This window comes from Rhizobium sp. ZPR4 (assembly GCF_040215725.1).
GTDB lineage: Bacteria > Pseudomonadota > Alphaproteobacteria > Rhizobiales > Rhizobiaceae > Rhizobium > Rhizobium rhizogenes_D.
Genome location: NZ_CP157967.1, coordinates 3,770,001 through 3,791,286, shown reverse-complemented (window position 1 = coordinate 3,791,286; position 21,286 = coordinate 3,770,001). Strand labels below are relative to the sequence as shown.

Sequence of the window (21,286 nt, the reverse complement as noted above, 5' to 3'; positions counted from 1 at the left end):
TATGACCACCCAAACCGCACACGCTCCCAAGGATGGCGAAACGCCCGCCTTCTACATGACGGAAGAGCATCATCCGGAAGGCAGCACCATGCTGGGCTTCTGGATCTACATCATGAGCGACTGCCTGATCTTCGCAGTCCTCTTCGCGACCTTCGCCGTACTCGGCCATAGCTATGCGGCCGGCCCGTCGCCGGCCGACCTCTTCGAGCTGCCGCTCGTCGCCCTCAACACGGCGATGCTGCTCTTCTCCTCCATCACCTATGGCTTCGCCATGCTGGCGATGGAGAAGAACAACAAGTCGGGCACGCTGATGTGGCTGACGATCACCGGTATCTTCGGTGCTCTCTTCATCTTCTTCGAACTCTATGAGTTCTACCACCTGATCCTCGACGGCGCCGGTCCGCAGCGCAGCGCCTTCCTGTCCGCCTTCTTCACGCTGGTCGGCACGCACGGTCTGCACGTCACCACCGGTATCGTCTGGCTGATCACGCTGATGGTGCAGGTCGGCCGCTACGGCCTGATCACGGAAAACAAGCGCCGCCTGATGTGCCTTTCGATGTTCTGGCATTTCCTCGACGTCGTCTGGATCGGCGTGTTTTCCCTCGTCTACCTCATGGGAGTTCTCGGATGAGCTCGAACGCAAACCATTCGCATCATTCCGGCGACGCCCACGGCCACGATCACCATGGCGGCCACGAGGCTGCACACGGCACCTTCAAGAGCTACATGACGGGGTTCGTCCTCTCCGTCATCCTGACCGCCATTCCCTTCTGGCTGGTCATGGCCAAGGTGATCCCCGATCCGGCCGTCACCGGGGCGATCGTCATGATCCTCGGTGCGATCCAGATCGTCGTGCACATGATCTACTTCCTGCACATGAACACCCGCTCGGAAGGCGGTTGGAACATGATGGCGCTGATCTTCACCATCGTGATCGTCATCATCGCGCTGTCCGGCTCGCTCTGGGTCATGCATCACCTCAACGCGAACATGATGCCCATGTCGCCGGAGATGATGCGCAACATGCCTTAAGACTGAGCGGCGGGCCTTCAGGCGAAGGCCCGCCCTCTTACCGGCGCAAACATTCCGCCGGATGCTGCGCAGCGCATGTCTGAGAATGCCAGGAGCCGCAGCCCAAGATTCCCGACGACGCGTGATCTTCAGCGAAGAGAATTGAACCTCCCGAAATCATGCGGCAGCGCCTCCCCGGAGACCAGCGCCATGACCGACATTTCCTCGACTACATCGCAGAGCCGGCCGCGCTCGACGCTTACCCTTGTCATCTGGGTGTTGCTGCTTCTGCTTCTGACAGCCCTCCTCATCGGGCTCGGCACCTGGCAGGTGAAGCGGCTGCACTGGAAGCTGGATCTGATCGCCAGGGTCGATGCCCGCGTCCACGCACCAGCGATTCTGGCTCCCGGTGCCGCGCGGTGGGCCGATATCACGGCAGAAAACTCGGAATACAAGCATGTGCAGGCGAGCGGGACTTTCCTCAACGATAGGCAAGCGCAGGTCTATGCCTCGACCGCGCTCGGCGCGGGCTACTGGGTGCTGACGCCACTGAAGCTTGCAGACGGCACGATCATCATCGTCAATCGCGGCTTCGTGCCGACCGAAAAGCGCAATCCGTCGACGCGTGCCGAAGGCGAGATTGCTGGCGAAACCTCCGTGACCGGCCTGCTCAGGATCAACGAGCCCAAAGGCACGCTGCTGCGTTCGAACGTGCCGGCGGACGAGCGCTGGTATTCGCGCGACGTGACGGCGATTGCGGAAGCCCGCGGACTGCAGAACGTGGCGCCCTACTTCATCGATGCCGACGATACGAAAAATCCGGGCGGACTGCCGGTGGGAGGGCTGACACAGATCACCTTCCACAACAGCCATCTCGTCTATGCCATCACCTGGTATGGACTGGCCGCGATGACGTTCGGCATGGCTGGATATCTCGTCTACTCCGAACGGCGGCGGACCAAAGCGGCCCGCTGATCACCACCCTTTGCTTTCACGCAATTTCCGACGCGAAACCGCACTTTTGCGGAAACTGCTCTGAGGTCTATGGGAATTCATCTTGAATTGATGACGGCTGCGGCGAGATGGATGATGGCACCACTTAGGCCGTGTGGACGGGAATGTTATGATCGAAGTTGGATTCGACGATGGTTTGAACAAAAGATGAAGCTGCTGAAGCAGCGGTTTTGAGGTAGCGCTCCTCACGATAGATAGTGTCAAGTAACAGCCTGGAAATATTCAAAATAATGGACTGGTTCCCTATAGTCTTCATTACGTTCAAGGTTCTCGTGTTAGGCACGGGCATGTTCTTCGCCATCAAGTGGCATCATGATCAAGCGAAGAAGAAATAACGAACCGTAAGCGCCCGCCGAACACACCCTGGATGCTTCAAGATTAAGGTCTGTGGGGATTCATCTCGAATTGATGACGGCTGCGGCGAGATGGATGAAAGCTCGCGATCCAGAGGCAATGGCTTTGAAAAGCGATGTCCTGGCAAAAGCTCGAACCGCACCAAATTGCCGAATGCATCGGCCAGCGCCAGGATTTTAGACGTCATTCCACCTTTCGAGCGACCTATGGCCCGGCTCCGAGTCCCCCTTTGAGCCCTGTCCATGGCGGTGGACATTGACGATGATCGCATCGTCCATTGCATATTCGAGGTCTGGCTCATCCGAGCAGGCTTCAAAAAGCTTTGCAAATACATCTCCACGACGCCAATCGCTGAAGCGACGGGATGCAATGCTCCAGTTTCCAAAATGCTCTGGGAAATCACGCCGGGGGAGCAAGAACGCACTATCCAAAGAACAGTCTCTATAAAAAGTCGGTTGTCACTGCAGCTGCGTCCGGGATCGGTTGGTTTGCGCAGACAATACGGCGCCATCTTCGCCCATTGGGCGTCAGTCAGAATAAAACGGTCCATCAAAGGCTTGAATCACATCAAGCAAATGTTGTGGAATTCTCACAGACCTTAGATCGTCATCTTTGGGAAGCGAAGCTGCCAGCGCCGGCCGTCGCTCGTCATTTCAACAATCCCGAACGGCTCGATATCGACCGCCCAGAATGCCGCAGGCGGCGACTGCAGGGCCTGCAGAACGGCGGCGCGAATGACGCTCGCATGGGTGATGACGACGATATGGCCAGTATCCTCGATATGGTTTCCCATCCATTCGCCGACACGCTTCATGACCGACGAGAGGGCTTCGCCGCCATGCGGCGCGACCGACGTATCCGTCATCCATAGCGCCAGAGAATCCGCGTCCCTCTCATGCAACTCGGCAAGGGATTGCCCTCGCCAGTCGCCATAATCGCATTCCCGCAAACCGACATCCGGGATAGCGTCGAGACCCAGGACCGTGGCTGTCTGGCGCGCGCGCAGGGCCGGGCTTGTCCAGACGCGATCGATCGCCCCGAGCCCGAAGGACAGTGATTGAGCCTGCTGCGCTGCCTTCACCTCCAATGGTTCATCATCTGGAAAGCAGCCGTTTCGATTGGCTTGCGTCGCCCCATGGCAAATCCAGCTCAAACGCGTTTTCATGCGACTTCCCAACTCCATCCCCTGCCGCGCTCTTGTCGCGATTTCACATCGCAGTGGCGCTTGATTGACAACCATCTTTACAAATAGATATAAACTTGCACTTGCGGGTGCGGAAGCCGGTGGAATTCCGGCGCGGTCGCGCCACTGTAATCGAAGGCGGACCGGTTCCGCCCCTCGAGAGCCAGACCCTTCCCGCAAGAACCCTTCCGCAAATGGAACGCGCTTTTCTTCAAGAGGGAAATACAATGTCCGACACCACTTTCGCCCCAACCGCAATTCCGCAGCCGATTCCGCTCGGTCAAATCCTGCCCTGGGCCATTTTTGCCGGCCTGCTGATGCTGCTCGCGATCTATTTCGTCGGCGCTGAGGAAGGCGCGACCTCGCTCATCTCGGGCATGTATGTGCACGAGTTCGTGCATGATGCCCGTCATCTTCTCGGCTTCCCCTGCCACTAAGGGGTCAAGCACATGGTTGGACGTCTTTTGCTCCGCGGCATGATCGTCGGGGCCCTTGCCGGTATTCTCGTTTTTGCTTTCGCCCACATCTTCGGCGAACCGCTGGTCGACTGGGCCATCGGCTTTGAAGAAAAAGCCGCACAGGCGGCTGGCGAGGCGCCGGAGCCGGAAATCGTCAGCCGCGCCACACAGGCGGGCATCGGCCTCTTCACCGGCAGCGTGATCTTCTCGACCGCAATAGGCGGATTGTTCGCGCTGGTCTTTTCCTTCGTCTACGGTCGCGTCAGCCCTCTCGGCGCGCGCGGCACGGCAGCCCTGCTCGCCATCGCCGCTTTCGTGACGATTTCTCTCGTACCCGACATCAAGTATCCGGCGAACCCGCCGGCCGTCGGCAATCCGGAGACGATCGGTGCGAGAACGGAACTGTTCTTCATCATGGTCGTTGCCTCCGTCGCCGGCATGATCGTCGCCGTTGGCTTCGGTCGCCGGCTGGCGGCGCGATATGGTTCCTGGAACGGTGCGCTCATTGCCGGAATCGGCTACCTCATCTTCATCGCGCTGATCCAATATCTGCTTCCTTCGATCAACGAAGTGCCTGAGCAATTCTCCGCTGTCGTGCTCTGGCGCTTCCGCGTCACATCGCTCGGCATGCACGCCATCCTCTGGACGACGCTTGGCCTTGCCTTCGGAGCCTGGGCGGAACGCCAGCTGCCGCAGACACGCTACGGCAGTGCGACCCTGCGCCGGGCTTAGCATGATAAATAGCTCGCTTCCCGCGCATGGCAACATGCGCGGGAGATACCCGCATCCAAGCGGCGTCCTGCTTGCAATCTTCTGTCTTATGCTGTCGGGCTGGCCGGCTTCGGTTGCCGCGCATGGCGGCGGGTCCTCCGGAAGCCAGGCTGGCATTCCAATACCAAGCCTTACCCATGGCGAAATGGCTGTGATCGCTCCCTTTTACGGGCGGATCATCTCGCTTGCCGAGAGCACATCGGATACCGACGAAACCTTCCGCCGCCTCATGAACTTCGCGCAGATCCAACATGCCTATTGCCTCTGGGGCCTGATGCCGGACAGCGTCAGCAACGAGGAAAGCCCGTTCAACGAATGCTCGCACGCCTATCTTGCGGCAGCGAAGGCGGTGCTTCTGCGGATGCGAGTAATGAAGGTGGAAAAAGTACCGGTCGACGACCTCGTCTCCGATATCGACGCGACGCTCGCGCGCAACAATCTCGCGCTCATCCTGTGCAAATTCAGCGGCGAAAGCTTCAATACGGCGGATCTCATCCGGCCGAAACTTGCCGAGATCGCGCTTCATGTGAAAAGCCTTGCCGCGATTTTATCGACCGGCTTGCTCGCTCTTGCGGGACTATGGCTCGGAGCGCGCGCGTTACGGCCCCAAACTCAGCCTTAAGCAAAACACCGCCGCAAGATGCGGCGGTGTTTCTGATCCTACCAGTCGCGCGGACGATCGCGCCAGCGGCGGTCGCCCCAACCGTCACGGTGATGGCGATAGCCCCCGTGCCAGCCCCATGGCGGCGGCGGTGGCGGCCTGTAGTAGCCCCAGCGCCGCGGCGGCGGGCCCCAGCGATTCGGGCGGCATTCACCCCAACGCGTCAGGTGCCAGCCACGACCGCAGGCATAGTCAACTTTCACGATCGGCGCCGAGGCCGCTGTCCCAACGGCTGGGATAGGCATTGCCTCTGCCGAAGATACGATCAAGCCGCCGAACAAGGCAGCGATGGCAATCACGGAAGATCTCATTTTGATGGCCCTCTATCCAAGTCCCTTACATGCGAGATTTAACCCCCGAAGGTATGAACGCGGGCTGAACCGAAAAAGGCCTTTTGGCGGCGAAATCAAGATCAGCGCAAACGCCTGCCCACAGCTGAAAAAGCGTACTATTGCCGGTATTTGCCGCCGGCCGCAACCTACTCGCGCGTCACGAGAGTTTCATGAAGGAAGCTTACACCAACGATATCAATTGCCATAAAGGAGTTTGGGATGGTCGACCTCGCTTCAAACACTTCGGAGGGTGGCAATGCCAACCATCCAATTCACGGAGCCGGTAGTTCGGCAAAATGGTTTCTACCGATCTTCGGCGTCATTGTGCTGGCCGGTCTCGCCTATGTCGGCTACGCCCTCGGCAGCGACCTCGCCGAAGCCGCCGCTGTTCCGTGGATCCTGCTCGGCCTGGCACTCCTGATCGCGCTTGGCTTCGAATTCGTCAACGGTTTCCATGACACGGCCAATGCCGTGGCAACCGTCATCTATACGCGCTCGCTGCCAGCGGAATTCGCTGTCATCTGGTCGGGCTTCTTCAACTTCCTCGGTGTTCTCACGTCTTCGGGCGCCGTCGCTTTCGGCATTCTGGCACTGCTGCCGGTGGAGCTGATCCTGCAGGTCGGCTCCGGCTCCGGTCTTGCGATGGTCTTCGCCCTTTTGACGGCGGCCATCATCTGGAACCTCGGCACCTGGTATCTCGGCCTACCGGCCTCGAGTTCGCACACGCTCGTCGGCTCCATCATCGGTGTCGGTCTTGCCAATCAGTTCCTCGCCCCTGCCGGCTCCGCCACCAGCGGTGTCGACTGGTCGCAGGCAAGCAGCGTCGGCATGTCTCTGCTCCTGTCGCCGATCATCGGTTTCGCCATGGCCGCTGTGCTGCTGCTGGTTTCCAAGGTGCTGATCCGCAACAAGGAACTCTATGAAGCACCGAAGGGCAATGCGCCGCCGCCGGCCTGGATCCGCGGCCTGCTGATCTTCACCTGCACCGGCGTCAGCTTCGCCCACGGTTCGAACGATGGTCAGAAGGGCATGGGTCTGATCATGCTCATCCTCATCGGCCTCGTGCCGACGGCCTTCGCGCTCAACCGCACGCCTGACATCAACTATCTCGAAGCCTACAAGACCGCCTCGGCGCAGGTCGAAACGGTGCTCGGCAAATATGTGAAGCCGGGCGTTGCCACGCCGGCCGATCCGAAGGCTGCCGTCAGCGATGCCGTGAAGACCAAGACCTGGACCGACGCGACAACGCCGGCATTGCAGGCCTATATCCACGCCACCAGCGCCGAGATATCGGCCTATCCCAGCGTCGAGAAGTTGCCGAACGGGCTCGTCGGCAACGTTCGCAACGACATCTACCTGATCGGTGAATCGCTGAAGCTGATCGACAAGCAGAAGCTGCTGCCGATGAGCGCCGACGACCTGAAGGCCGTCACGAACTATCACGCCGCCGTCGATCACGCGACCAAGTTCATCCCGCTCTGGGTGAAGGTCGCCGTCGCATTGGCGCTCGGCCTCGGCACCATGGTCGGCTGGAAGCGCATCGTCGTCACAGTCGGCGAAAAGATCGGCAAAACGCATCTGACCTATGGCCAGGGTGCCGCCGCCGAAGTCGTCGCCATGCTGACGATCGGCGCTGCCGATCATCTCGGCCTGCCGGTCTCGACAACGCACGTCCTGTCCTCCGGCGTCGCCGGCACCATGGCGGCAAATGGTTCCGGCCTGCAATGGTCGACCGTGCGGAACATGCTGATGGCGTGGATACTGACGCTGCCGGCTTCGATCGCACTGGCCTTCGTGCTGTTCGTCGTGCTGCGTCAGGTCTTCTGATCGTCGCCGATAGCGACTTCGGACATTCTCGATAAGACAATGGCGCCCCTTGCCGGGCGCCATTTCATTTAGAGCATTCCGCCGGCAGACATGGCCCCGCGGCAAGCGTCGCAAAACACATGGAAACCGCTCGCGAATATCCGCCCGAATTCCCGCGGAGTGTCGAAGCCATGCCCGTCAGGAACGCGGGAGGCGCCTGTTTCCGAATTGCGTCAGCCGACGCCTTCCCTTTTGTTGCCATTCGCACCGAGGCCGGAAATCTTGGCAAGCTCCGAACGACGGTTGGCGTAATTCTGTGCAACCATCGGATAGTTGGGAGCAAGGCCCCATTTCTGTCTGTACTCCTCGGGCGTCATGCCATAATGCACACGCAAATGGCGCTTCAGCGTCTTGAAGCGTTTGCCGTCTTCGAGGCAGACGATGTAGTCGTTTGTCACCGATTTCTTCAAATCCACAGCCGGCACCAGATTGCTTCGATCGACGATCGAAGCCGACCCATTCAATGCTTGCAGCGCCTCGTGAATATCCTTGATAAGCCTGGGGAGGCTGTGAACAGGGATGGCATTGTGGCTGACATAGGCCGAAACGATCTTCACGCAGCCGTCGAACAAGGAGGGCATCTTCTGGGGTACGGGGTCTTTTCTCTCGCTGAAAGAATCCATGATCTTTTCCCGGATCTCATTTGGTTCCTCGTGCGCCGCCCCGCTCGAATTGCATCATGCGCGATACCCGCAGCCGGGCAGCGCGCCGTTTCGATTTGCGCCCTGTTCCAGGAGCGCGATCCCGGTTTGGTAACCGGGGCACAATGCGTCCGCATGAAATGCGTGCGCAATCACAGCCGGTAGCTTTTCGCTCCGTATCCCGTATCCGCAGCGGTCTGCGGCAGTTCGCCGGCGGAGTCCGAGAAATAGACCGCCAGCTTGTTGCAAAGAGTGACGAGCGGCATGTCGAGCATGAACGCCGTGTGAGTGGGATCTCCGCCGCAATGATGCAGCGTCTGGAGAATAAGCTTGCGCTCGACATCCTCCATCGTCTGGCCGACAAGGCTGCTGACGGCCGTCTCGACCGCTCCCTGCAGCAAACGGCCATCGCCGAGATGAAGGGTGATCTCCTCAATCAATCGATTTTCGCTCGCGGTCACGATGACGACGTCATCGGCGTGACCGCCGAGCTCGCACAGGACATAGAGGCCGGTCTCGGCATCTATGGTGACGCGGCCAATGGCCTCAGCCGCCCGATCGGAAATAAGAACATGCGGGTCAGCTCCGCCGACGAATGTGGCGGACAGCTCGCCGCTCCCGGAGAAGACGATGTGAAGCCGGCTCACAAAAGCACACAGCAATGTCTTCGTCTTCAGCTCGCTCGCCGCCCGGGCCGCCGAGATCTGATAGGCCGATGCAAAAGCCGGCTGCTTCATCATGACATCACCTGCGAGGCCCTGATGGCAGGCTTCAGCGAAGGACCGGCAGACATACGCCATGCACAACGATTGAAGATTGCGATCATGTCCGGCGGGAAAACAGCAGGAACGGTCATTCCACCCCCCGCAAGACGGCTTTCCGCTTGTAGCGCCGGAGCTGCGCCAGGGAAACCGGCTTCGACAGCAGGAAGCCCTGCACATGCGTTGCGCCGGCTTCCCGCGCCACATCGAGCTGAGAGCTGGTTTCGATACCCTCGACGACGACAAAGGGAGCAAAGCAGGCGGCAAAGCCGACAAGATGAGAAAGGCTGTCGCTCCCGTCGCGGCCTCGCCTGTTGTCCCACACGAAGGCTGCATCGATCTTGATGATATCGGCTGGCACCTGCAACAGCGATGCCGGCGTGGCAAAACCCGACCCGAAATCATCAATGGCGATACGACAGCCGAGATCACGGATCATCTTCATGCGCTCGATGGATGCGCCAACTACGGGATAGCTTTCGGTGACCTCGATGATGAGGCGCGAAGCAAGCTCCGGGCGGCGGCTAATTCGACCGAACACATCGGCAAACCGATCGGAGTGCGACAGGCTGGTGGCGGAAAGGTTGAAGCCGAGAACCAACGCCTTGTCCGCGGCCAGATCGGACAGCACCATATCCAGAATACGCAGATCGAGATCGAACCAGCGATCCTGCCGCTCGAGGAGTGAGACGAAGGTGCCGGCCGTGTGCACGGTGCCGTCCGAGTCCGTTACGCGCGCCAGGCTTTCCGCGTAGAACACCTTGCCGACATTTCCGGCATCATGAATCCATTGCGCCGCAAAACCCAGGCCACCCTCGGCGATCGCCTTCAAGATGAGGGCTCCATGCCCCTCCTCCTCGCGGCTTGCACTACCGTTCATCGGACTTCCCTTTCGGGGCGACACGGCGATCGAGGAACATCCAGGAGTAGGAAACAGCGGGTGATAAACGGCGCGCCTCGCTCCGAAACATCGGATTCCGGTGTCTATAATCCACCTCTTCCATCTTCCAGACACCCTCAAACCTCAATCATTGAGGCCCCCTTCATCGAGCTGGAAATATTGCACCGAAGACCATAGTCAACCCGGCGCGGACATGCCTACGAGATAGTTATTTAATAATTGCTAATACACTAATTAACTAGCGCTGCAAAAGTCAATCTCCGTGCAGCCTTCTCCCATACAACTAAACTAAAATATTAATGCTCTTCAACAATTATTCACCATTTGCCGCGTGGACCACCAGCCATTTTGCCGCGCCGCCTGCAGAGCCAGATCCAGAGGCGGTAGATCCTGATGCCACAATCTTTCCCACTCCAGACTCATGATGCCGGCATAACCATCGGCATCGAGCGCTGAACGCAGTGTCGCCATCGGGAACTCGCCGGTACCGGGCAGTACATAACTATAGGGCAGTCTCGGCCCCGGCCTGGAAACGCTGTCCTTGATGTGGAGATGTTGCGTGTTGCGCCGAACCTGTTTCCAGGTTTCGACGGGATCTTGCCCGCCCTTGCGCCAAGTGTGATGCGTATCCCAGATAAGCGCGCAATCGGGCGCTATTTCAAGGAAGCGCGGAATAGCGTCCGGCAACGCAAGGAAATCATGTGTCTCGATGACCATAGCGGCATGAAAGCCTTCCCGTTCTGCAGTTTCACGCCACCATTGCAGCGTCGCCAGCGCCTCGGCCAGCTCGTCCTTGTCGCCGGTTTCACCGCCGTCGAAAACCCTGAGCGAACGAACGCCGGCGGCCTCTGCCCATGGAAGATAGCGCAGGAACTCTTCCTTTGCCTGCATAGTCGCGCCGACAAGACGCAGCGAAGTATTGAAAGCGCAGACGCTTACGGCAGAAGCTTCCAGCACTTTGGCCAGGCCGGACGGAGAACCGAACCTTTCGGTGAAATAGGCAACCAGATCGACAGTGCCGCCAAGGGCGCGGATTTCAATGGCGTCGATGCCATGCTTCGCGGCCAATCCGAGGGCTTCGTTCAATTCGAATTCCGCACATCCCAGTGTGGAAAATGCCGACATTATCCGCGGCCTGTCACTATCAACTGCAGTCACCAGAGCCTCCTCCGCCCGGTTGCCGCCCACCAATGTGCGGATGAATACGCTTCACCCTTCCACAGTCTGCGGTTCGACATAAGTAACCAAACGGATAATTAATGAGCTAGCTTCGGCCGTCAAGCTCGGATCGCAATCCACCCCATAGGACAGCTCACCAACGTTCGACGACACAGGGGTGGATATTCAGAATAAGGAAGAGGGATATCTCTACCAGACGACCGGATGGGTTTCACCGGTCGCGACATTGACGAAACCTTCCGGCGCTCTTTCGGAGGGAGCGACCAGAACCCAGCGCCAGGGCGCGCAGGTGAGCGTCGCGAAGGAAAGCCGTTCGGGAAAGCCCGGCCACCAGCGCGGCGAGAAGGTCGGTTCATACATCCAGTCGATCTCGGCGCCAGCCTTATACAGCGCCTGCATCTGCGTATCCAGCTCTTCGGCCGAGCGCGCCGTCATCAGGCCGCCGACTTCATAACGGACACGGGCGACGACCTTGCCGCCCGAGACCAGCACCCAGCCGCCCTGCTGCTCCTTCAGGGCATTGGCGACCATGGCCATCGCTTCGTCGGAGGAACCGACGACCCAGATATTGTGCTTGTCATGCCCGAGCGTAGCGCCGAGGGCGGTATCCGGCGTGCGCGGCCCGGTGCCGAGCCAGAACATGCGGGCGACCTTGGCCTCGCCCGAAAAGCGATCGACGATCGCGAATTTCGTGACGTTGCGATCATGATCGCGCTGGACTGCACCATCGCGAACAGGCAGATTCATGGTGATGAAATCATCGGCCCAATGGAAGGGACGCAACAACGCCGCCTTGGCCGTGGCGGCATCCGACGGGGCGGCGATGCGAAAATCTTCCGCGCGGACGACGCGATCGATGCGAACCGTCTGCGTCGCCCACGCCGGCCAGTCGATCTCGGGGCGAATGCCGATGAAGGTCTTGTCCTCCGATGCCGGCCGGCCGTCAGCCCAGACCTTGGCGATCGACAGCGCTTTCACGTCATCCAGCAGCACGATATCGGCGAAGCGGCCGGGCGCAATCGAGCCGACCCAGGGGGTCAGCCGCATATGGCGGGCGGGATTGATCGTCACGCATTGAATGGCGATCTCCGGCGCCAGCCCATTCTCGATCGCAAGGCGGACATTATGATCCGTAGCACCCATCTTCAGCGTATCGCTGGCGCTGCGATCATCGGTGACAAAGGCGATCTGCGACCAGTCGGACAGGCCCTTGTCGATCAGCCCCTGGATGACCTCAGGCAGGGAATGCGGCCGAAGCTCGATGAACAGGCCATGCGTCAGCTTTTCCCAGATCTCGTCGAGAAACCAGCCTTCGTGATCGGAGGCAAGGCCAGCGCCGGCAAAGGCATTGATCGACGCCAGATCACGCAGGCCGGCACCATGGCCCTCGACGACGCCGCGCTGCTCGAACGTCGCCCGGATCATGCCCCAGAGACGATCGTAAGCCGGATTCTCCGGATTGCTGACCGACGGCCAATCCATGACCTCGTCCAGGCCGGCCACCATCAGGCTTTCGCTGAGAAAGGATTTCTGCTCGTCATAGCCGAAATGACCGCCGCCCCATTCATAGGCGGTCGGCGGCACGGCCGATCCGGGCAGCGGAAAAATCTTCATCGGCGAGCCGCGGCGGCGCGCTTCCAGCCAGAATTCCAGATTGCGGGCGCCGTTGACATTGGAGAATTCATGGCTCGCCTCGCAGGTCCAGGTGACGCCATGCGGCATGACCAGAGCCGCTTCCCATTCCGGCGTCAGATGCGAGCTTTCGATATGCTTGTGCGCCTCGCCGAAGCCGGGGACGGCAACGAGATGCGGCTCGTGCACGCGCTCGCTCACCTCGCCCTGATAGCTGCCGGCCGGGCCGACATAGGCAATACGCCGGCCCTTGATGACGATTTCCTGATCGTCCAGCCAGGTGCGGCTATGCACATCCAACAGCTTGCCGACGCGCAGCAGTCGATCCGCCGGACGACGGCCGAGGGCGGTCAGCGTCAGATCCTGGCGGATCAGCACTTCGTCTGCCGCATTGACGAGCAGATCGTCGGGAAGGGTTATTTTCGGGGATGTCATGAGACGCATGCCTGCCAAGAAATTCGATCAGTCGAGGGTAGAGATGACGGGCCAGCATGTAAAGCCGACTGGCTCGCTTGTGGAAGGCGAGCGATCTCAAGCATTTGCAATGTCCGAGTGCTACAGGTGATGATGCGGGATATTCATCCCACCAAAGGCAAAAACTGCTACCCTGCCCATTTGTTGGGCTTGTAAAGCCGATGCTCGAAAAATAGTATCCTGCAAGCTTGAAACATATGCCCGATTTCATTGACCAAAAGGATTTCGAGAATGAAAGGCCTCACCCTTGCCCGCGCTGCGGGATTTGCTCTCCTTGCCGCGGCAACCGCCATGCCGGCCTTCGCCCAGGCAAAGACCCTGACCGTTTCCTGGTGGGGCTATAATGGCGAGAAGATGCAGGCCAACATCATCGAGCCCTTCAAGAAGATCTGCGGCTGCGACGTCGTTTTCGAGACCGGCAACAATGCCGATCGCCTCAACAAGCTGAAGCTGCGCGGCGGCAAGGGCATCGACGTCATCTATCTCACCGACAGCTATTCGCAGCTCGGCATCCAGCAGAGCCTCTTCCAGGAAGTCGACCGCAGCAAGATCCCGAACCTTGCCGACCTCTACGATATCGCCAAGGCGCCGCAGGGCAATTACGGCCCCGCTTACACAATCGGCCGCGTCGGTATCGTCTACGATACGGCGAAAGTGAACCCGCCGATCACCTCCTGGAACGATCTGTGGCGCGATGACCTGAAGGGCGCCGTTTCTCTTCCCGGCATCACCACGACAGGCGGGCCGCTGACCGTGCTCGAAGCCGGCAAGCATGCCGACGTCGATCCCTATGCCGATGCCGACAAGGCCTTTGAAGCCATCGAGGCGCTGAAGCCGAATGTGGTCAAGAACTACAATACCGGCTCCGAGCTGGTGAACCTGATCTCGACAGGCGAGGCCAAGGTGGCGATAACGCAGGACTTCGTTCTGTCATCCCTGCGCGCGGCCGTTCCGACGATGGCCTGGGCCGATCTGAAGGAGGGCGATATCGCCGTCCTCAACACCGTCAATATTCCGAAGGGCTCGGAAAACGTCGAGCTTGCGCACCAGTTCATCAACTTCATCTTGTCGAAGGACGTGCAGCAGGCGGAAGCCGAACAGGGCGTCGATGCACCGGTTTCGACCAAGGTGGTGCTGCCGCCGGAAAAGGCCAAGCTCTGGACCTACGGCGCCGACATGATCGCCAAGCTCAGCCGCATCGATTATGAGAAGCTGATCGAGGCGCAGTCGGACTGGGTCGATCGCTGGAACGAGATCTTCGGCATGTAACAGGGCATGCCGCACGCTCCTTGCGGCGTTCTCACGGAATTTAGTTGATGAAGCATTTGATGAAATGGGGTTTGGCGACGCCGGCGATCCTCGCCGTAACGCTCTTCCTGCTCATTCCGGTGATCATTACGATCGCGGCAACTTTCGGCGAACCCAAGGGGATATTTTCCCCTTATGTTGCCTTCTTTTCCAGCGGCTTTCGCCGGACCGTACTTTTCAGAACCATCGAGGTTGCTCTCATTACGACGGCGATCTCCTTGATCATCGGCTTCATCGCCGCCTATGTCATCGCGCAGATGCCGGGCCGCGCCAAAAGCGTGATGATTATTGCCGCCGTCTTTCCGCTGCTGACGGGTGTCGTCGTGCGCTCCTTCGCGTGGCTGATCATCCTCGGCAAGAACGGCATTCTCAACACCATCCTCATGTCGATCGGCATCATCAGCGAGCCGTTGTCGATGCTCTACACCGAGGGCTCGGTGATCGTCGCGATGGTCTATCTCTTCGTGCCCCTGATGATCTTGACCCTTGTCGGCGTGCTTGAGGGCATACCGCAGGATCTCATTCAAGCCGCCACTTCGCTCGGCGCGACGCCGGCCGCAACCTTTCGCCAGGTCATCCTGCCGCTTGCCACGCCCGGCCTCATCGTCGGCGCCGTGCTTGTTTTCACCGGCAGTTTCACCTCATACGCCACGCCGCAGCTGCTTGGCGGCGAAAAGCAGATGATGATGGGCACCTTCCTCTATCAGCGCGCCATGGTCACCTTCGACTGGGTCGGCGCCTCGACGATCGCCGCCATCATGGTTGTCGTGACGATCGGCATTGTCGCAATCATGAGCCGCCTCGCACGCCGGCTGAACCCGATGGCGGTGTGACTATGACAAAGTCCGTCCACCCCGCACTTATCGCTTTCACGGCCCTTGTCTTCCTGTTCCTGCTGGCGCCGCTCGTCATCATCATCGGCGCCGCCTTCAGCGACACCACCTATCTCACCTTCCCGCCGCAGGGCCTGACGCTGCATTGGTTCTCGAACATCTTTCAGATCGAAGCCTTCCGCACGACGGCGATCACCAGCCTGGAACTGGCCTTCCTCGGAACCGCACTTTCGCTTTTGATCGGCGTACCTGCGGCCTATGCCATCAGCCGCTACAGGGTCGAACTGCCGCGCTGGCTTTCGACGCTCTTCGTGCTGCCGATCCTTGTTCCGGAAATCGTCTTCGGCTTTTCACTGATGAAATCGATCACCATCGGGCTTGGGCTGCCGATCTTTCCGAGCCTCTTGATCGGCCATGCACTGCTGGTGCTGCCCTATTCGGTGCGCGTCGTCAGCGCCAGCCTCGCGAGTTTTGATTTCTCGATCGAGGAAGCGGCGATCAGCCTCGGCTGCCCGCCTCTTAAGACGTTTCTGACCATCGTGCTGCCGAATATCCGCGCCGGCGTCATTGCCGCCTTCATCCTCGCCTTCATCACCTCCATCAATGATGTCTCCGTCTCGGTCTTCCTGACCGGTCCCGGCATCTCCACCCTTCCGATCCAGATCCTCGCCCACATGGAACAGTTCTTCGACCCGACCATCGCCTCGGTTTCCGTGCTGCTGATGCTCGTGACCGTCGCCGTCATGGCGATCGTCGAAGCGACCCTGGGCCTCACCTTCCTGACAAAGTAGCCGCCCGTGACCGTATCGCTCTCCATCAATTCCATCAGCGCCCATTACGGCAAGACGGCCGTCCTGCAGGATCTCTCGCTTTCCGTCGCGGCCGGCGAACTGGTTTCGCTGCTCGGCTCGAGCGGCTGCGGCAAGACGACGACTTTGCGGCTCGTCGCCGGCTTCCTGCAGCCGACGAGCGGCACGATCAAGCTCGGCGACCGCGACCTGACGACGTTGCCGGCGCACGCCAGGGATATCGGCCTGGTGTTCCAGAACTACGCGCTGTTTCCGCATCTGACTGTGCTCGAAAATGTCGCATTCGGCCTGAAACAGCGCCGGATGGCAACACAGGAGCGCCTGCTGAAGGCTAAGGCCATGTTCGAGCGCGTCGGCCTTTCCGGCCTTGGCGACCGCCTGCCTTCGGCCCTGTCAGGCGGTCAGAAGCAACGCGTTGCGCTGGCACGCGCCCTCGTCATCGAGCCACCGCTTTTGATGTTCGACGAGCCGCTTTCCAATCTGGATGCCAAGCTTCGGGTCGACATGCGGGTGGAGATCCGCCAGCTGCAACGCGCCAATGGCACGACATCGCTTTATGTCACGCACGATCAAGAGGAAGCCTTCTCGATCTCCGATCGTGTCGCCATCATGAATGCCGGCCGTATCATGCAGCTCGATACGCCAGAGATCCTCTACCGCAAGCCCGCCAACAGCTTCGTCGCCCGCTTCGTCGGCTTCGAAAATCTGCTGCCGCTGCGGGTCGTCGATCGGGCGGGCGTACTGGTGACGGCGGAGGCTGTAGGCGGCGCGAAGATCACGCTGTCACAGGATGATTTCGGTCCTATTCCGGACAGCTTTGTCCTCGGTTGCCGTGCGGACGGGCTTTCGGTTCGACGCGAAGGCAACGGTCTGCCAACTGTTTTGGGAACACGCACCTATCTTGGCCGCGCCTATCAGTATCAGTGCGAAACGGCGGCCGGTGCTATCGTCGCCAATGGCGCCTTATCGGAGCCGATGGCGGCAGGAAGCAGCGCAGTGCTGCTGCCTGTGTCCGAGCAATGCTGCATCCTCTCACCGGAGGCGTAGGCAGGGAGTAGTCTGTTACGCTGCCGCAAGTTCCTGGAATTGCCCTATCCCTCCGCATCGTAGGACGCGCGGTGCGTTTCGATCTCGCCCAGATGTTCCACCACCCATGCCGCAAGATGCGTCAGGGGTACCGATAGCGAACGCCCGAGCTCGGTCAGGCCATATTCGACCTGGGGCGGTATGGTCGGATAGACCGTTCTCGTCACCATTCCCTCACGCTCCAGGGCCTTCAGGGTGCGGGTCAGCATCTGCTGGGAAACGCCGCCGATCATCCGCTTCAGTTCGTTGAAGCGCCGCGGCCGCTCCACCAGCATGGCGATGGCAAGCACCGTCCATTTATCGCCCATGCGGCCGAGAATTTCGATCACCTTGCGGCAGTCGTCATTGTTTCCCGGCTGATAGGGAGCAGCAGTCATAAGCATGTGACCAGGCCTCGAACATATGCGTTCTTGCGACGTTGGCAGTCAATATACCATATCTAGTCAGTAAAACATACCACCTCAAGGAGCAGGTTATGACTGACAGGAAAACGATCGCAATTTTCGGAGCGGGCACCGGGCTCGGCGCCTCGCTTGCGGCACGCTTCGGGCGAGAAGGCTACCGAGTAGCACTCGTCGCACGCAATGCCGCATCGCTTGAAGAACGCGTTGCAGAGCTCAACAGCATAGGTATCGAAGCAGCTGCTTTCCCCGCCGATCTCTATAATGTCGATGGCATTTCCGCCCTCGTTCAGTCCATGGAGGCGCGTTTCGGTTCGATAGACGTCGCCGTCTATGCGCCAGTCCCATCCGATGTCGGCTTCACGCCCGCCGCCGAACTCAACGCAGCAAAGCTTCAGTCGGCGGCGACCATCTTTGCTTTCTCGCCCGTCGAAGTGTCGCATGCCGTATTGCCCGGTATGCTGAAGCGCGGCGACGGCGCTGTCGTCATCGTCGGCGGATTGTCGGCCGTGGTGCCGATGCCGGGTTTCGCCCGTCTCGGTCCGGTCATGGCGGCTGCGCGCAACTACGCCCTGACGCTGAATGCCGAACTGGGACCTCAAGGCATCTATGCAGGCACTGTGAGCATTGGCGGCCTTATCGACCGTTCGGCCGGAAAGCGTGCCCTGGAGGCCAATGGCGTGAAGCTCGATGGGGCGTTCCCGACCCTCGATCCCGACGATATCGCACAAGAGATCTGGAGCCTCGTTTCCGAGCGCAGCCGGGCCGAAGCCATTCTCCCGCCACTGCCTTCGGCATGAAGCGGAAGGTTTGATGCATAAACCCAGAAATGGAAAAGCCGCCCGAATTGGGCGGCTTTTCCGATATGAATCATTGCCCGGCTAGGCTGAGGTCTTGGCGACACTATGAGCTTTGTCTTTTCGCAAGACGCGGCTTGAATCGCAGGAGTTCAAGATTGGCAGGCCTTTGCCCTTACGTATTGGGGGAGTTTTGTGTTTTTGAGGGGTGCTGCGGGGGGAATTGATTGGTTTTGGGGGCATGATTTGAACCTGCTGCGATCAGGTTATGGTCCTGAGGCACGATGAGCTACCATCGCCAGCGAAGATGAAGTCTTCGCGCGAGCGATAGGAGTGCTGCCGGGGGAATTGATTGGTTGCGGGGGCAGGATTTGAACCTGCGGCCTTCAGGTTATGAGCCTGACGAGCTACCGGGCTGCTCCACCCCGCGTCACCAGCGCAAACCCTTTGGGTTTGTCGCGCCAAAGCAAGCCTTCCGGCTTGCGTCATCAGCGTAAACCGCGAAGCGGTTTATCGCGTGTTGTCAGCGCAAATCCGGAGGATTTGTCGCGTGCAGGCACCCTTATTATGGGTTCCTACAAAATTCCAAAGCGTTTTCTTGCTTCCCTCAGAAGCGACAAAGGCCGCTTTGAGCGGCCTATTGTAACACGGCCGGGCCGTTTCAGCGTAAACCTTTTGGGTTTATCGCGTGTGATCAGAGAAGATTTTTTGAGACGCATAAACCGCGATGCGGTTTAGCGTGAGGCATAAATTGCTTGAGCAATTTAGCCTGAGTTGCGTTTAGCAGACCTGGCAGCGACCTACTCTCCCGCGTCTTAAGACGAAGTACCATGGGCGCAGGGGCGTTTCACGGCCGTGTTCGGAAAGGGAACGGGTGCAGCCACCCCGCCATAACCACCAGGTCGGCAAAGCGCAACTTCGGGCTAAACCGCGCCAGCGGTTTATGCCCTATGAGAAGCTGGTGAGGCCAGAAGCCTCGTTTTGTCTTTATGAACACGTCTTTGGTTTGTCCGGACACGGTCGCTAAGACCGCAAGCGCAAAGCGCGTCGCCGGACGTCCGGCGCCCTCGCGGAGCATAGGGTCGAAGACCCGCTCATGCGTGAGCGCTGAACTTAAAGCCTCATCAAACTTGTTTGATGAGCACTGGCAATGGGAACGATCAAGCCAATCGAGCTATTAGTACCGGTAAGCTTCATGCGTTGCCGCACTTCCACACCCGGCCTATCAACGTGGTCGTCTTCCACGGCTCTGATAGGGAACACTCGTTTCCAGGTTGGTTTCCCGCTTAGATGCCTTCAGCGGTTATCCATTCCATATATAGCTACCCTGCTATGCCCTTGGCAGGACAACAGGTCCACCAGAGATATGTCCATCCCGGTCCTCTCGTACTAGGGACAGATCCTGTCAATATTCCTACACCCACGGCAGATAGGGACCGAACTGTCTCACGACGTTCTGAACCCAGCTCACGTACCGCTTTAATTGGCGAACAGCCAAACCCTTGGGACCTGCTCCAGCCCCAGGATGCGATGAGCCGACATCGAGGTGCCAAACAACCCCGTCGATATGGACTCTTGGGGGTCATCAGCCTGTTATCCCCGGCGTACCTTTTATCCGTTGAGCGATGGCCCTTCCACACGGGACCACCGGATCACTATGACCGACTTTCGTCTCTGCTCGACTTGTCAGTCTCGCAGTCAGGCGGGCTTATGCCATTGCACTCGACGACCGATTTCCGACCGGTCTGAGCCCACCATCGCGCGCCTCCGTTACTCTTTCGGAGGCGACCGCCCCAGTCAAACTACCCACCATACACTGTCCCGGATCCGGATAACGGACCGCGGTTAGACATCCATGACGATAAGGGTGGTATTTCAAGGATGGCTCCACAAGAACTGGCGTCCCTGCTTCAAAGCCTACCACCTATCCTACACATGCCGACACGAATGCCAGTGTAAAGCTATAGTAAAGGTGCACGGGGTCTTTCCGTCTGACCGCAGGAACCCCGCATCTTCACGGGGAATTCAATTTCACTGAGTCTATGTTGGAGACAGCGGGGAAGTCGTTACGCCATTCGTGCAGGTCGGAACTTACCCGACAAGGAATTTCGCTACCTTAGGACCGTTATAGTTACGGCCGCCGTTTACTGGGGCTTCGATTCAGAGCTTGCACCCCTCCTCTTAACCTTCCAGCACCGGGCAGGCGTCAGACCCTATACGTCGTCTTGCGACTTCGCAGAGCCCTGTGTTTTTGGTAAACAGTCGCTACCCCCTGGTCTGTGCCACCCTCACATACTTGCGTACATAAGGGTCACGCTTCTTCCGAAGTTACGCGTGCAATTTGCCGAGTTCCTTCAACATAGTTCTCTCAAGCGCCTTGGTATACTCTACCTGACCACCTGTGTCGGTTTCGGGTACGGTCTATACGGTGGAGCTATTTCCTGGAACCGCGTCCCCGCCCACACAATCCAATAAGTGTGAACAAGTTAAGCAATCCGTCACTACCACCAGGCCCACGAATATTAACGTGGTTCCCATCGACTACGCGTGTCCGCCTCGTCTTAGGGGCCGGCTAACCCTGCTCAGATTAACTTTAAGCAGGAACCCTTGGTCTTTCGGCGAGAGGGTCTCTCACCCTCTTTATCGTTACTCATGTCAACATTCGCACTTCCGATACCTCCAGGACCCCTCACGGGTATCCCTTCATCAGCTTACGGAACGCTCCGCTACCACTCCTCAAAGAGGAATCCTCAGCTTCGGTGCATGGCTTCAGCCCCGTTACATTTTCGGCGCAAAGACCCTTGACTAGACCAG

Annotated in this window: 21 protein-coding genes, 1 tRNA gene, 2 rRNA genes and 1 riboswitch (1 of these 25 running past the window's edge); of the genes, 12 read left to right on the top strand and 12 right to left on the bottom strand. The window is 59.2% G+C overall.

Annotated features, from left to right (window positions below):
• The first annotated feature begins 1 nt into the window (after position 1).
• The 3 genes from cyoC (at position 2) to ABOK31_RS18185 (ending at position 1,986) form a co-directional block, all read left to right on the top strand.
• Positions 2–631, top strand: a complete 630-nt coding sequence (gene cyoC / locus ABOK31_RS18195; RefSeq protein ID WP_349957046.1) for a cytochrome o ubiquinol oxidase subunit III — start codon at positions 2–4, stop codon at positions 629–631.
• Complete coding sequence (gene cyoD / locus ABOK31_RS18190; RefSeq protein WP_075856463.1) at positions 628–1,032, top strand: cytochrome o ubiquinol oxidase subunit IV; 405 nt, start codon at positions 628–630, stop codon at positions 1,030–1,032. The genes cyoC and cyoD overlap by 4 nt, the downstream gene beginning before the upstream one ends.
• Positions 1,033–1,221: 189 nt before the next feature.
• Complete coding sequence (locus ABOK31_RS18185) at positions 1,222–1,986, top strand: SURF1 family protein (RefSeq protein ID WP_349957045.1); 765 nt, start codon at positions 1,222–1,224, stop codon at positions 1,984–1,986.
• 355 nt (positions 1,987–2,341) lie between these two features.
• On the opposite strand, the gene ABOK31_RS18180 is transcribed toward ABOK31_RS18185, so the two are convergent.
• Positions 2,342–2,929 carry a hypothetical protein gene (locus tag ABOK31_RS18180; RefSeq protein WP_349957044.1) on the bottom strand — a complete coding sequence of 196 codons (588 nt, stop codon included), beginning with the start codon at positions 2,927–2,929 and terminating at the stop codon, positions 2,342–2,344.
• A 48-nt stretch (positions 2,930–2,977) separates the two neighbouring features.
• The gene (locus ABOK31_RS18175; RefSeq protein WP_349957043.1) at positions 2,978–3,544 is read right to left on the bottom strand and encodes a histidine phosphatase family protein; all 567 of its coding nucleotides are present in this window, start codon (positions 3,542–3,544) and stop codon (positions 2,978–2,980) included.
• A 111-nt stretch (positions 3,545–3,655) separates the two neighbouring features.
• A riboswitch (cobalamin riboswitch) is annotated at positions 3,656–3,731 on the top strand.
• A 58-nt stretch (positions 3,732–3,789) separates the two neighbouring features.
• On the opposite strand from ABOK31_RS18175, the gene ABOK31_RS18170 reads away from it, so the two are divergent.
• Genes ABOK31_RS18170 through ABOK31_RS18160 form a run of 3 tightly spaced genes read left to right on the top strand, consistent with a single transcriptional unit; the run spans position 3,790 to position 5,413 of the window.
• Positions 3,790–3,999, top strand: coding sequence for a CbtB domain-containing protein (locus ABOK31_RS18170; RefSeq protein ID WP_092714474.1), 210 nt, complete (start codon positions 3,790–3,792; stop codon positions 3,997–3,999).
• Between the two features lie 12 nt (positions 4,000–4,011).
• The gene (locus tag ABOK31_RS18165) at positions 4,012–4,752 is read left to right on the top strand and encodes a CbtA family protein (RefSeq protein ID WP_349957041.1); all 741 of its coding nucleotides are present in this window, start codon (positions 4,012–4,014) and stop codon (positions 4,750–4,752) included.
• A 34-nt stretch (positions 4,753–4,786) separates the two neighbouring features.
• Complete coding sequence (locus tag ABOK31_RS18160; protein ID WP_349957039.1) at positions 4,787–5,413, top strand: hypothetical protein; 627 nt, start codon at positions 4,787–4,789, stop codon at positions 5,411–5,413.
• A 38-nt stretch (positions 5,414–5,451) separates the two neighbouring features.
• Here ABOK31_RS18160 and ABOK31_RS18155 read toward each other — a convergent pair whose 3' ends face one another.
• Positions 5,452–5,763, bottom strand: coding sequence for a hypothetical protein (locus ABOK31_RS18155; protein WP_174179036.1), 312 nt, complete (start codon positions 5,761–5,763; stop codon positions 5,452–5,454).
• A gap of 240 nt (positions 5,764–6,003) precedes the next feature.
• Between ABOK31_RS18155 and ABOK31_RS18150 the strand changes: the two genes are divergently transcribed.
• Positions 6,004–7,611: an inorganic phosphate transporter gene (locus ABOK31_RS18150; RefSeq protein ID WP_174179038.1), complete on the top strand. Its 1,608-nt coding sequence runs from the start codon at positions 6,004–6,006 to the stop codon at positions 7,609–7,611.
• A 212-nt stretch (positions 7,612–7,823) separates the two neighbouring features.
• Here ABOK31_RS18150 and ABOK31_RS18145 read toward each other — a convergent pair whose 3' ends face one another.
• From ABOK31_RS18145 to ABOK31_RS18125, 5 genes are all read right to left on the bottom strand, one after another.
• Positions 7,824–8,273, bottom strand: a complete 450-nt coding sequence (locus ABOK31_RS18145; protein ID WP_174179040.1) for a MucR family transcriptional regulator — start codon at positions 8,271–8,273, stop codon at positions 7,824–7,826.
• A 170-nt stretch (positions 8,274–8,443) separates the two neighbouring features.
• Positions 8,444–9,031: a helix-turn-helix domain-containing protein gene (locus ABOK31_RS18140; RefSeq protein ID WP_349957037.1), complete on the bottom strand. Its 588-nt coding sequence runs from the start codon at positions 9,029–9,031 to the stop codon at positions 8,444–8,446.
• Between the two features lie 112 nt (positions 9,032–9,143).
• The gene (locus tag ABOK31_RS18135; RefSeq protein WP_349957035.1) at positions 9,144–9,932 is read right to left on the bottom strand and encodes an EAL domain-containing protein; all 789 of its coding nucleotides are present in this window, start codon (positions 9,930–9,932) and stop codon (positions 9,144–9,146) included.
• Positions 9,933–10,259: 327 nt separating this feature from the next.
• Positions 10,260–11,039 (bottom strand): TIM barrel protein, encoded by a 780-nt coding sequence (locus tag ABOK31_RS18130; protein ID WP_349957033.1) that lies wholly within the window; start codon positions 11,037–11,039, stop codon positions 10,260–10,262.
• Between the two features lie 282 nt (positions 11,040–11,321).
• Positions 11,322–13,199: an adenine deaminase C-terminal domain-containing protein gene (locus tag ABOK31_RS18125; protein WP_349957032.1), complete on the bottom strand. Its 1,878-nt coding sequence runs from the start codon at positions 13,197–13,199 to the stop codon at positions 11,322–11,324.
• 330 nt (positions 13,200–13,529) lie between these two features.
• On the opposite strand from ABOK31_RS18125, the gene ABOK31_RS18120 reads away from it, so the two are divergent.
• From ABOK31_RS18120 to ABOK31_RS18105, 4 genes are read left to right on the top strand one after another with little or no spacing between them, the layout of a single operon-like run.
• The gene (locus tag ABOK31_RS18120) at positions 13,530–14,507 is read left to right on the top strand and encodes an ABC transporter substrate-binding protein (RefSeq protein WP_349959024.1); all 978 of its coding nucleotides are present in this window, start codon (positions 13,530–13,532) and stop codon (positions 14,505–14,507) included.
• Positions 14,508–14,554: 47 nt separating this feature from the next.
• Positions 14,555–15,379, top strand: a complete 825-nt coding sequence (locus ABOK31_RS18115; protein ID WP_174179049.1) for an ABC transporter permease — start codon at positions 14,555–14,557, stop codon at positions 15,377–15,379.
• Positions 15,380–15,381: 2 nt separating this feature from the next.
• Positions 15,382–16,170, top strand: coding sequence for an ABC transporter permease (locus ABOK31_RS18110; protein WP_174179051.1), 789 nt, complete (start codon positions 15,382–15,384; stop codon positions 16,168–16,170).
• A 6-nt stretch (positions 16,171–16,176) separates the two neighbouring features.
• Positions 16,177–17,235 (top strand): ABC transporter ATP-binding protein, encoded by a 1,059-nt coding sequence (locus ABOK31_RS18105; RefSeq protein ID WP_349957029.1) that lies wholly within the window; start codon positions 16,177–16,179, stop codon positions 17,233–17,235.
• A 44-nt stretch (positions 17,236–17,279) separates the two neighbouring features.
• On the opposite strand, the gene ABOK31_RS18100 is transcribed toward ABOK31_RS18105, so the two are convergent.
• Positions 17,280–17,651: a helix-turn-helix domain-containing protein gene (locus tag ABOK31_RS18100; protein WP_202034566.1), complete on the bottom strand. Its 372-nt coding sequence runs from the start codon at positions 17,649–17,651 to the stop codon at positions 17,280–17,282.
• Between the two features lie 98 nt (positions 17,652–17,749).
• On the opposite strand from ABOK31_RS18100, the gene ABOK31_RS18095 reads away from it, so the two are divergent.
• A complete protein-coding gene (locus tag ABOK31_RS18095; RefSeq protein WP_349957028.1) occupies positions 17,750–18,475 on the top strand; it encodes an SDR family NAD(P)-dependent oxidoreductase in 726 nt (241 codons plus the stop codon).
• 350 nt (positions 18,476–18,825) lie between these two features.
• Here the strand turns inward: ABOK31_RS18095 and ABOK31_RS18090 are convergent.
• The 3 genes from ABOK31_RS18090 to ABOK31_RS18080 form a co-directional block, all read right to left on the bottom strand.
• Positions 18,826–18,902: transfer RNA gene (locus ABOK31_RS18090), tRNA-Met, on the bottom strand.
• Positions 18,903–19,259: 357 nt separating this feature from the next.
• Positions 19,260–19,374: ribosomal RNA gene (gene rrf / locus ABOK31_RS18085) — 5S ribosomal RNA — on the bottom strand.
• Positions 19,375–19,628: 254 nt separating this feature from the next.
• Positions 19,629–21,286, bottom strand: a 23S ribosomal RNA gene (locus ABOK31_RS18080); it runs 1,250 nt beyond the window's last position.

Bases quoted from the DNA above. Each gene is read 5' to 3' on its own strand.
- cyoC (WP_349957046.1), top strand. From the start codon at position 2: ATGACCACCCAAACCGCACACGCTCCCAAGGATGGCGAAACGCCCGCC.
- cyoD (WP_075856463.1), top strand. From the start codon at position 628: ATGAGCTCGAACGCAAACCATTCGCATCATTCCGGCGACGCCCACGGC.
- ABOK31_RS18185 (WP_349957045.1), top strand. From the start codon at position 1,222: ATGACCGACATTTCCTCGACTACATCGCAGAGCCGGCCGCGCTCGACG.
- ABOK31_RS18180 (WP_349957044.1), bottom strand. From the start codon at position 2,929: ATGGACCGTTTTATTCTGACTGACGCCCAATGGGCGAAGATGGCGCCG.
- ABOK31_RS18175 (WP_349957043.1), bottom strand. From the start codon at position 3,544: ATGAAAACGCGTTTGAGCTGGATTTGCCATGGGGCGACGCAAGCCAAT.
- ABOK31_RS18170 (WP_092714474.1), top strand. From the start codon at position 3,790: ATGTCCGACACCACTTTCGCCCCAACCGCAATTCCGCAGCCGATTCCG.
- ABOK31_RS18165 (WP_349957041.1), top strand. From the start codon at position 4,012: ATGGTTGGACGTCTTTTGCTCCGCGGCATGATCGTCGGGGCCCTTGCC.
- ABOK31_RS18160 (WP_349957039.1), top strand. From the start codon at position 4,787: ATGCGCGGGAGATACCCGCATCCAAGCGGCGTCCTGCTTGCAATCTTC.
- ABOK31_RS18155 (WP_174179036.1), bottom strand. From the start codon at position 5,763: ATGAGATCTTCCGTGATTGCCATCGCTGCCTTGTTCGGCGGCTTGATC.
- ABOK31_RS18150 (WP_174179038.1), top strand. From the start codon at position 6,004: ATGGTCGACCTCGCTTCAAACACTTCGGAGGGTGGCAATGCCAACCAT.
- ABOK31_RS18145 (WP_174179040.1), bottom strand. From the start codon at position 8,273: ATGGATTCTTTCAGCGAGAGAAAAGACCCCGTACCCCAGAAGATGCCC.
- ABOK31_RS18140 (WP_349957037.1), bottom strand. From the start codon at position 9,031: ATGATGAAGCAGCCGGCTTTTGCATCGGCCTATCAGATCTCGGCGGCC.
- ABOK31_RS18135 (WP_349957035.1), bottom strand. From the start codon at position 9,932: ATGAACGGTAGTGCAAGCCGCGAGGAGGAGGGGCATGGAGCCCTCATC.
- ABOK31_RS18125 (WP_349957032.1), bottom strand. From the start codon at position 13,199: ATGACATCCCCGAAAATAACCCTTCCCGACGATCTGCTCGTCAATGCG.
- ABOK31_RS18120 (WP_349959024.1), top strand. From the start codon at position 13,530: ATGCCGGCCTTCGCCCAGGCAAAGACCCTGACCGTTTCCTGGTGGGGC.
- ABOK31_RS18115 (WP_174179049.1), top strand. From the start codon at position 14,555: ATGAAGCATTTGATGAAATGGGGTTTGGCGACGCCGGCGATCCTCGCC.
- ABOK31_RS18110 (WP_174179051.1), top strand. From the start codon at position 15,382: ATGACAAAGTCCGTCCACCCCGCACTTATCGCTTTCACGGCCCTTGTC.
- ABOK31_RS18100 (WP_202034566.1), bottom strand. From the start codon at position 17,651: ATGACTGCTGCTCCCTATCAGCCGGGAAACAATGACGACTGCCGCAAG.
- ABOK31_RS18095 (WP_349957028.1), top strand. From the start codon at position 17,750: ATGACTGACAGGAAAACGATCGCAATTTTCGGAGCGGGCACCGGGCTC.